Consider the following 2,200-nt stretch of genomic DNA (forward strand, 5'->3'; position numbering starts at 1 on the left):
ACCGTAGAGTTTATTGAGTGAAGACATTAGACTAGAAGAATAATTATTTGCAAAATTTGCGTTTAAACAGGGAAAAATCTAAATATCCCAATATCATGGAAACTTGAAGGACCCTAGATGATCCGTGCTGCATTGGTTCTCTTCAAGATTCTAGTCCTTTTTGCTTTGGGAGCATATCTATTCAGGACGACTGACCTAAATTCCACTTCAGATTTGCTAATGTCGGCGAACATCTCACTTGTGACCCTGGCAGTGGGCTTAATGGCATTTGCTCTGTTGGCAAATGCCGCTCGGTGGATGCTTGTTACAAAGGTCCTCACCCCTCCTATCGGTGTCGGCACGGCAGTTCTTGGTACTTTCGAGGCTATGTTTTTCCAGCAGATATTGCCAACTGGGCTAGGAGGTGATGCGTCTCGCACGTTACGCGCGCGCGATGCAGGAGTTTCGTTATCCCAATCAGTGTATGGGGTCATAGTTGATCGAGCCAATGGACTGCTTTTTGTAGCACTATCAATACTAGGGGCGGGTTGGTTATCAAATTCGCTGGTCATAAAATCGAGACTATTCTGGGTGCTGCTCAATTGTTCTGTAGCCATATCCATTGGCGCATTAGGAGCAATAGTTGTCGGCGTGTTTATTTCTGGTGAGCGGCTCCCTAGAATGATAAGGACACCACTCCGAATCACACAGGAATATTCACGCTGCATGCGCAACTGGTATTTCTTGACACTTACTCTTGCTTGCCTATTTGCATCTAACGCCATGTACATCTTGTCGTTCAAATATTGTGCGCTGGCACTTGGTGTTCCAATTGCTTGGTGGGATGCTATTATTATAGTCCAAGGAATGGTTTTAGTTTCAATCATTCCTTTTTCGATCGGTGGATGGGGATTGAGAGAAGGAGCGGCACTATTACTATTCGCCCCTTTGCACATCCAGCCTTCGAGCGCTGTAGCGGTGTCCGTATTGTTCGGGCTAGTTTTGACTCTTCTAGCGATATTTGGAGGTACGCTTTGGTTTACGTGCGGCTATAAACGTTTTTATTATAAATAGACTTGGGGAATATGTTAGTCCTTGCATCTCAGTGCCGACGCCGACCTTCACCTTCCAGTAAGCGGTTGCCGTAGTCGACCGCGGAGATCTCGATGAACTTGATCATCACCACGGAATTATGATGAGCAATACTTCCGAACTTCAGAATATATCACTTGATCCGATGCCGCCTCACAAGAGAAAGATTCTCGAAAACGCCGAGCGAATGGCGGCTGACCGTGAGAAGTGGATTTCTAAGAACGCTTCGTATTATGAGGACGATAGGCGATATCTTGGCTTTCTTGTGCCTGAGGGGTCACGCGTCCTTGACCTGGGTTGTGGCACAGGCTCACTTCTAGCGTCACTAAAACCACTTCGGGGTGTTGGAATAGACTTTTCACCCGCAATGATCGATTTCGCAAGACAACGTCACCCAGATCTTGAATTTACCCTTGGAGATATTGAGGACGCCGCGACCATTGGGGAAATCCAGGGCGACTTCGACTTCGTTATCATATCCGACACTATAGGTATGGTAGAGGATATTGACGCAATGCTGCATAATTTGCATCGTTTGTTTTCACCTTCCACGCGTTTGATAGTGGCATATTTTTCGCCTTTTTGGGGGCCTCTGCTTAACTTAGCAACACGCATTGGGTGGCGTATGCCTCAACCAAACGTGAGCTTTATCTCATCGACTGACTTCCACAATATAATGGATCTCTCAGAATTCGAAGTTATCCGTAGTGAAGGCCGACAGCTGGTTCCATTTAAAATGTTTGGTCTGGGGCGGTTAATCAATCGATTTGTCGCTCCACTTCCACTATTGCGACGATTGTGCCTCCGCACCTACTTGGTTGGCAGATCTCTTCAAAAGCTCGATTGCAAGGATGATTCTGTGTCTATCATAATACCTTGCCGCAATGAGAGAGGTAACATCGAGCGCGCGATAAAGGAAATGCATCGATTCGGGAGTCACCAAGAAATATTGTTCATCGAGGGGAACTCTAACGACGGTACATATGAAGAGTGTATCCGTGTTCAAGAAAGCTACAAGGGATCATGGGATATCAAGGTGCTGCGTCAAGACGGAAGAGGTAAAGGTGACGCAGTAAGGAAGGGTTTCGAATCGGCGGAATGCAACGTGTTAATGATTCTAGATGCTGAC

2 protein-coding genes are annotated in these 2,200 nt (G+C 46.4%); both read left to right on the top strand.

The features are described from left to right. Window positions 1-117 precede the first annotated feature (117 nt). Window positions 118-1,053, top strand: a complete 936-nt coding sequence (locus tag WCO51_12670) for a lysylphosphatidylglycerol synthase transmembrane domain-containing protein (GenBank protein ID MEI6514106.1) — start codon at window positions 118-120, stop codon at window positions 1,051-1,053. Window positions 1,054-1,171: 118 nt separating this feature from the next. Continuing rightward, window positions 1,172-2,200 (top strand): methyltransferase domain-containing protein (locus tag WCO51_12675; GenBank protein ID MEI6514107.1); only part of this gene is annotated, 1,029 nt, incomplete at its 3' end.

It is taken from the genome of bacterium, assembly GCA_037131655.1.
Taxonomy (GTDB): Bacteria; Armatimonadota; Fimbriimonadia; order Fimbriimonadales; family JBAXQP01; genus JBAXQP01.

Bases quoted from the DNA above. Each gene is read 5' to 3' on its own strand.
- WCO51_12670 (MEI6514106.1), top strand. From the start codon at position 118: ATGATCCGTGCTGCATTGGTTCTCTTCAAGATTCTAGTCCTTTTTGCT.